This window comes from Mesorhizobium sp. M2A.F.Ca.ET.039.01.1.1, from assembly GCF_003998035.1.
Classification (GTDB): Bacteria; Pseudomonadota; Alphaproteobacteria; order Rhizobiales; family Rhizobiaceae; genus Mesorhizobium.
Window position 1 is genome coordinate 1 of sequence record NZ_RZRY01000326.1, and the last position, 7,000, is coordinate 7,000.

Consider the following 7,000-nt stretch of genomic DNA (forward strand, 5'->3'; position numbering starts at 1 on the left):
GTTCATAGGCGCGCTTGCCGTCGAACATTTCGGCGATCGCCCTGGCGGCGGCCGCCATCTCCTTCATCGAGGCCTGGCGAGCGGCCACGATGGTGTCGCCGGGCCCCGCGGCCAGCGACGGGCCGGCGAGCGCCAGCAAAACCGCCCTCAGAATGATGCGAGACCTCATGCCTTAACGTCGATGATGCCCATCATGCCGAGCTGCTCATGCTCCCGGATGTGGCAGTGGTACATGCGCGCGCCCGGCCGCTCCTGGCGCGTGAGCCGTCTCGCCGCGCGCCACGTTGACCGTGTCCTTCCACGCCAGATAGGGCGGTTTGGCGATCGTGCCGTCGCGTTCGTGCTCGACAACCTGGAACTGCGTGCCGTGGATATGGAACGGATGATCCATGTCGGCCGGGTTGACGATTTCCCAAAGCTCGGTATCGCCGGCCTGGGCAACGGTGTCGACACGCCCCATATCGAACGCCTTGCCGTTGATCAGGAAGTCCATCCCCGTGCTCGCGGCATTCATCGTCATGGCCTCGGTGAGGAAGAGGCGGCGGCTGACGGTGGGAGCCCCAAGCGGCGCGATCGGCCTCAGTCGTCCGGGCAGCGGCGGCATCGCCTCGGCCGGCGTTTCGGAAACATCGACCGTCAGCATCTTTTTCTCCTGGATCGCGATTGGGAAGGACGCCGCGGGGACGATCCTTTGCGAACGCTACGGGTTCCAGTAACTGGAAGGTCAAGAGGGATATTCGCGGGCGGAAGCTGCCCCGACCGCGGTGACTTTTTTTAGTGTTTTTGTCCGGATGGCGCAAAAAGCGATCCTGGGCCGCCGGCCGATCGGCTGGTCCACAACATTTCCGGCCTGCCTGTTTCGAGGTTTGCCGAATAGTCGCATTTTGACCCCAATCGGCCTCTAGCCGGCTGAAGATGTCGTTTCCGTTGTTCACGGTTTCTTGACAGGGGCCGGAAAAACGGGCAGCAAAGCGGGTGAGGGAGAGCATTTTTACCGTGGCGAAGAACCATGGAGGGCTCTTTTTTCGTGTGAACCGTCGCCAAATCGGCGATTGGTGGAGGGATTGGTTAACCATCTTTGTCCATCTTTTGAATCAATCGGCAACAGACGCGTGAAGGTGCAGGGGGCACCGGCGAACTGTGATCGTGACGGGTGCCAGGTGCGAAAACCGGCATGCCGATTGAGAGTGGTCGTATGGCGTTTTTGCGTTTGAAAAACCGGGGTGACGCTCCTCATGGGGAGGTAACTTCGAAAAAGTCTGGTCATCGTTGGGTCCTGGTGCCTGCTGTCGGCGCCGCCCTCGCTTTATGGTCCGCCGCCACCTTGGCGGGGCTCTATTCGGTGAGGACCTCGCTGACCGCCGCTTCCAACGGATTGCCGCAGGGCATGCGCACCATCGCGCTTGGCGACCAGCGCCGGCAGATCGCCAATACCTGGGCGCCGCATCTTGGCGTCTATGGCGGCTACAAGGCGGGCTCGCTCACCAGCGGCTGCGATGCCGGCTGCTTCAGCCTCGCGACAAGCTTCAGGCAGGGCGGCCAAGCGGTTGAAAAACTGAAGAATAATGGCGGTGACAGCAAAATGGCGCGGCTCAAGCTGCCGTCGCCCGACAGCGTGGCGCATGAAAAGGTCGTGGTGGTGGCTTCGGCCGCCGGAGCCGCCGACCGCTTCGATGGCGTTGTGAAGCGCGCGGCGCTTTCGCCGCAGAAGCTTGCCGACGCCTTTGCCCGTGCCGAGAAGGCGCCGTTCCTGCTGGCCAGCCTGCCTTCGGCAAGCCGCTTCGGCGGCGCACAGCCGGACGCCCCGATCGAAGCGCGCTTCGGTTTGCAGCCGGCCGAGACCCCAGGCGCTTCCGAACTGGCGCTGGCGCTTGCCAACGTCGCGCCCGAGGATACGGCGGATGTTCCGACCGCCGTCGCGCTGCAAAACAGCGACGCGCCCGATGTCGCCGGCCCCGATGCTGCTAACAATGCGGACAATGGCCAGGACGGCGCGTATCAGATCGCCTCGCTGCCGCCGCAGGACGATTTGCCCGATGCCATTGCCGTGCCCGGCCTTCGCCCCCGCACCTCGCTGGAGCGCGCCACAGAAGCGCCCGAACAGAACGCGGCCAAGCCGCAGAAGCCGGAGGCCGTGAAGCCGCAGGCCGCCAAGGCCAAGCCGCAGCCGACCACGGCCGACACCGCGCAAAGCGCGCCGACGGCGGTTTCACCGAGAAGCGGCGACCAGGCCCTGCCCGGCGTGGCGAATTCGAAGCCGATAGTGGCCGACACCAAGCCCGGCAAGCGCAAGGCGCAGGCGTCGGAGATGCTCGCCTATGCCAAGCCGGACACGCCGGAGCGCGGCAACCTTGGTGGCGCCTTCCGCAGCCTGTTCAACGGCCCCTCGACGGGCAATGGCGTCGCCGTCTACGATATTTCGGCGAGGACCGTTTACATGCCCGACGGCTCGAAGCTGGAGGCGCATTCGGGCTACGGCTCGATGGTCGACCAGCCGCGCTTCGTCAACCGCAAGAATGTCGGCCCGACGCCGCCGGACACCTACAATCTGTCGATGCGTGAATCGCGCTTCCATGGCGTAGAGGCGATCAGGCTCACGCCGGCCAGCGGCAGCAACAAATACGGCCGCAACGGCTTGCTTGCCCACACCTACATGCTGCGCGGCGGCCGTGCGGAATCCAATGGCTGCGTCGTCTTCAAGGACTATCACCGCTTCCTTGCCGCCTACAAAAGCGGCAAGATCAAGCGCCTTGTCGTCGTCCCGCGCCTGACAAGCTCCCCCACCCGGGTCGCCCAGGAGGGCCGCGAGGGTTAAGCATGCCGCTGCCGGCGAACGTGTCGCCGGCATTTGTCAGTCCCCACTTGCTGGTCCGAAGGGCCTCGCGCCAAAAATGCGCTCGGGCCGCCATGCCGTCGGGCTTGCCGCCGTGACGGCAATCTCACCTGGGAAGCGATAACGACCTTCCCAGGATGTAGATATGGCGCAGCCCGGGCTTGCGGCAAGCCCCCGGGCATGGCGTATCAACGCTGCTCCGAAAAAAGAAAACGGAGCACGGAATGCGGATCTTGTTATCAACTTACGGCTCGCGCGGCGACGTCGAGCCTTTGGCGGCGCTGGGCGCGGCCTTGCAGGCGCATGGCGTCGATGCCCGGGTGAGCGCGCCGGGCGACGCGGAGTTTGCGGCGCTGGCCGCTCGCGCCGGCGTGGCTTTTGCGCCGGCCTTCGCACCGGTGCGCGAATGGGCGAAGGAAATGGTCAACCGGTCGCGATCGGCGTCGCCCGAGGACCGGGCGAGGCTCATCTCCGGCCAGGCGGCCGAGATCGCCGCCAGGCAATATGAGGCGCTGAGCGCGGCCGCCGAAGGCTGCGACGCGGTGGTGGCGTTCGGCCTTTTCCCATCCTACGCCGCCGCGCGGCTGGTCGCGGAACAACGCGGCATCCGTTACATGCTCGGCACGTTCTGCCCCATCTGGCTGCCGTCGCAGCACAACCGGCCGCACGAATATCCTGGATATCCGCTGCCGGCCGGCGTGACCGACAACCGGCTGCTGTGGGAAACAGACATCCGGACCAAGAACGCGCTCTTCGGCGAGGCGGTCAACGGCCAGCGCGCATCGCTCGGATTGCCGCCGGTGCAAAATGTCCGGAACTATGTCTACGGCAATCCCGTCCTGCTCGCCTGCGACCCGGTGCTGGGGCCATGGCTGCCCTCGGACCTGATCGACGCCGTGCAGACCGGCGCCTTCATCCTGCCGGACGAACGGCCCCTCCCCGATCGGCTCGACGCGTTCCTCGATGCCGGCCCGCCGCCGGTCTATGTCGGCTTCGGCTCGATATCGGTCGCCAGCGAAACCGGCCGCGCGGCCATCGAAGCGATCCGCGCCAGGGGCCTTCGCGCGGTCCTCGCACAGGGCTGGGCCGGGCTCGGCCTCATCGATGATCGCGACGACTGCTTCGAAGTGGGCGAGGTCAACCAGCAGGCGCTGTTCGGCCGCGTCGCCGCGGTCATCCATCACGGCGGCGCCGGCACCACGGTCGCCGCCGCGCGGGTGGGAGCGCCGCAGGTGATCGCGCCGCAGATCGGCGACCAGCCTTACTGGGCCAAGCGCGTGGCCGAGCTCGGTATCGGCGCCGCGCATGACGGCCCGATGCCTACGGTGGAGTCGTTGTCGGCTGCGTTGGAAGTGGCGCTGGCGCCAAAGGTCAGGATTCGCGCTGGAGAAGTGGCCAGCGAGATCCGCGCCGACGGCGCCGAAGCCGCAGCCAAGTGGCTGATCGAGTGGTTGGGCCGGCAGTGATCTTACTGCTTCAACTCCGCCAGCGCCTTTTGGGACGGCGCTGGCGAGATCTGGATCGGGCCGGAAAAGGGCTGATCCATTTCCATGATCAAATAGATGGCGGTGGCGACCAGCGCCGCCGACATGACGAACCTGCCGATCACGATGGTGTTGCGCGGCGCCCGGAAGCCGAAGCGTGCTTGCCAAGCGGGCGCGCGAAGACGCCATAGGCGGGGCTACGTCACGAACCCGCTTCCAATACCGGGCGAAGACGCTATCTATGGCGCGGGGCGGCTCCCAATCACTCACGAGGCAATCCATGACAATTCGCGCTGTCGTCTGGGGCGAGAACATCCATGAGCGGACCAATGAGGTGGTGGCCTCCATCTATCCGGAAGGCATGCATGCGACCATCGCCAAGGCGCTGAATGCGGACAAGGCGATCTCCGCCTCGACCGCGACGCTGGAGCAGCCGGAGCACGGCCTGCCGGAATCCCGCCTCGCCGAGACCGACGTGCTTGTCTGGTGGGGCCACAAGGACCATGGCGCCGTCGCCGACGAGGTGGTCGAGGGCGTTGCAAAGCGCGTCTGGGAAGGAATGGGCCTGATCGTGCTGCATTCCGGCCATTTCTCCAAGATCTTCAAGCGGCTGATGGGCACGCCCTGCACGCTGAAATGGCGCGAGGCCGGCGAGCGCGAGCGGCTCTGGGTGACCAGCCCCAGCCACCCGATTGCCGAAGGCCTGGGCGAGTTCTTCGAACTCGAGAACGAGGAGATGTATGGCGAGCAGTTCGCCGTGCCGGAGCCGCTGGAAACCGTCTTCATCTCCTGGTTCCAGGGCGGCGAGGTGTTCCGCTCGGGCCTCACCTACCGGCGCGGCGCCGGCAATGTCTTCTACTTCCGGCCCGGGCACGAGACTTATCCGACCTACCACGATGCGACGGTCCAAAAGGTGCTGCGCAACGCGGTGAAGTGGGCACATAACCCGCAAGGGTCGAAGCCCGCCATCCTCGATGCGCCGAACGTGCCGGTCGAGAGGGCGCTGGAGCCGATCGAGGAGCGCGGCGGCAAGCTGCACGCGCATGGCGAGGCCGGTTTCCGCTAAAGCGCTTCCTCTTTGCTCGGGATTGCGCGGAAACAGCGCCTGGGCCACATTCGCCTCGCATGATTGAATCGAACCAAATCGCTCGGAGGAGCAAGAAATGCGGCTTTTGATACTCGGAACCGGCTGGATGGCGCAGGAACATGCCCGCCGCTTCGGCGCCATCGAGTGCGTCGACATCGTCGGCGCGGTTGACGTCGATGCGGCTCGCGTCGGCGAGTACGCCGACGCCTACAAGATCCCGAAGCGCTTCACCTCGCTTGAGGCGGCGCTCGACTGGGGCGACTTCGACGCGGTCGCCAATGTCACGCCCGACCGCATCCATCATCCGACCACCATGGCGCTGGTCGCCGCCGGCAAGCCGGTGCTGTGCGAGAAGCCGCTGGCCGAGAATTTCGGCAAGGCGAACGAGATGGCCGACGCCGCGGAGGCCGCCGGCATCGTCAACATGGTCAACCTCACCTATCGCAACGTGGCCGCGCTGCAGAAGGCGCGCCAGATGGTCCGGGCCGGCGAGATCGGCACGGTGCACCATGTCGAGGCGTCCTATCTGCAGAGCTGGCTGGTGTCGAAATTCTGGGGCGACTGGCGCACGGATCCGAAATGGCTGTGGCGGCTGTCGCGCGGCCACGGGTCGAACGGCGTGCTGGGAGACGTCGGCATCCATATCCTCGATTTCGCCAGCTATGGCGCCGCGCTTGACATCGACCATGTCTTCTGCCGGCTGCGGGCCTTCGACAAGGCGCCGGGCAACCGCATCGGCGAATACCAGTTCGACGCCAATGACAGCTTCGCCATGACGCTCGATTTTTCCAACGGCGCCTTCGGCGTGGTGCATGCCAGCCGCTGGGCCACCGGCCATATCAACGAATTGCGCCTGCGCATCCATGGCGACAAGGGCGCCCTCGAGGTCGTGCACAATCTCGACGGCTCGATGCTGAAGGCTTGCATCGGCCCCAATGTCGAGAACGCCAAATGGGAGGAACTCGACGCAGGCTCCGTGCCGACCAACTACCAGCGCTTCGTCGAAGCGGTGAAGAGCGGCGCGCAGACCGAGCCCACCTTCCGCCACGCGGCTGGCCTGCAGAAAGTGCTGGACCTTGCCGTGGTGTCGGACGAGAAGCGGGCGGAGTTGAGGGCCGACGCGGATATGCAGTGAGGGCGTTTCCTCGCCCCGCCAAAGGCGGGGACAGGTGTCCGCGAAGCGGACGGAGAGGGGCCTTCGTAGGGCGCTCCCCTCTCCGTCTCGGCTTCGCCGAGCCACCTCTCCCCACTTCGTGGGGGGAGGAACGGGTCACGCTCCGCGATAAATCCCCACAGCCGCCGCTACCAGTGCCGCATTGCTTTCGGCCACGCTGCCGTCCGGCAACTCCTTCCCGTCCTCCAGCCCAACCCGCGTCGAGAATTTCCGCAGCGCCGCCCGCTGAACAAAAGGCCACACGGTCGCGTTCTCGCCATGCAGCAGGATCGAGCGGCGGATACCCTCGCGCTGCAGCACCTTTTGGATGCCGTTGGCGACGGCAAAGGCCTCGTCCAGCGCCTGTTCGGAAATCTCGATCAGCACGCGCAGCACCCGCCCGCCATGGTCGAGACTGGCAAGCCTGAGCGCGTCGCCGATCG

The 7,000-nt window shown here is 65.8% G+C and carries 7 protein-coding genes; 4 read left to right on the plus strand and 3 right to left on the minus strand.

Annotated features, from left to right (window positions below):
• Positions 1–205 precede the first annotated feature (205 nt).
• Complete coding sequence (locus tag EOA24_RS44125; protein WP_292281143.1) at positions 206–643, minus strand: multicopper oxidase domain-containing protein; 438 nt, start codon at positions 641–643, stop codon at positions 206–208.
• Between the two features lie 636 nt (positions 644–1,279).
• Here EOA24_RS44125 and EOA24_RS22400 point away from each other — a divergent pair.
• Together EOA24_RS22400 and EOA24_RS22405 are read left to right on the plus strand one after the other, a co-directional pair.
• Entirely contained in the window at positions 1,280–2,815 is a 1,536-nt protein-coding gene (locus EOA24_RS22400) for a tlde1 domain-containing protein (RefSeq protein WP_245467145.1), read from the plus strand.
• A gap of 242 nt (positions 2,816–3,057) precedes the next feature.
• Positions 3,058–4,299, plus strand: coding sequence for a glycosyltransferase (locus EOA24_RS22405; RefSeq protein WP_126078139.1), 1,242 nt, complete (start codon positions 3,058–3,060; stop codon positions 4,297–4,299).
• A 2-nt stretch (positions 4,300–4,301) separates the two neighbouring features.
• Here EOA24_RS22405 and EOA24_RS22410 read toward each other — a convergent pair whose 3' ends face one another.
• A complete protein-coding gene (locus EOA24_RS22410; RefSeq protein WP_189343182.1) occupies positions 4,302–4,442 on the minus strand; it encodes a hypothetical protein in 141 nt (46 codons plus the stop codon).
• A gap of 155 nt (positions 4,443–4,597) precedes the next feature.
• On the opposite strand from EOA24_RS22410, the gene EOA24_RS22415 reads away from it, so the two are divergent.
• Together EOA24_RS22415 and EOA24_RS22420 are read left to right on the plus strand one after the other, a co-directional pair.
• Positions 4,598–5,383, plus strand: a complete 786-nt coding sequence (locus EOA24_RS22415) for a ThuA domain-containing protein (RefSeq protein WP_126078140.1) — start codon at positions 4,598–4,600, stop codon at positions 5,381–5,383.
• Between the two features lie 97 nt (positions 5,384–5,480).
• Entirely contained in the window at positions 5,481–6,539 is a 1,059-nt protein-coding gene (locus tag EOA24_RS22420; protein ID WP_126078141.1) for a Gfo/Idh/MocA family oxidoreductase, read from the plus strand.
• A 135-nt stretch (positions 6,540–6,674) separates the two neighbouring features.
• Here the strand turns inward: EOA24_RS22420 and EOA24_RS22425 are convergent.
• A partial coding sequence (locus EOA24_RS22425) for a 3-keto-5-aminohexanoate cleavage protein (RefSeq protein WP_189354125.1) occupies positions 6,675–7,000 on the minus strand: 326 nt, incomplete at its 5' end.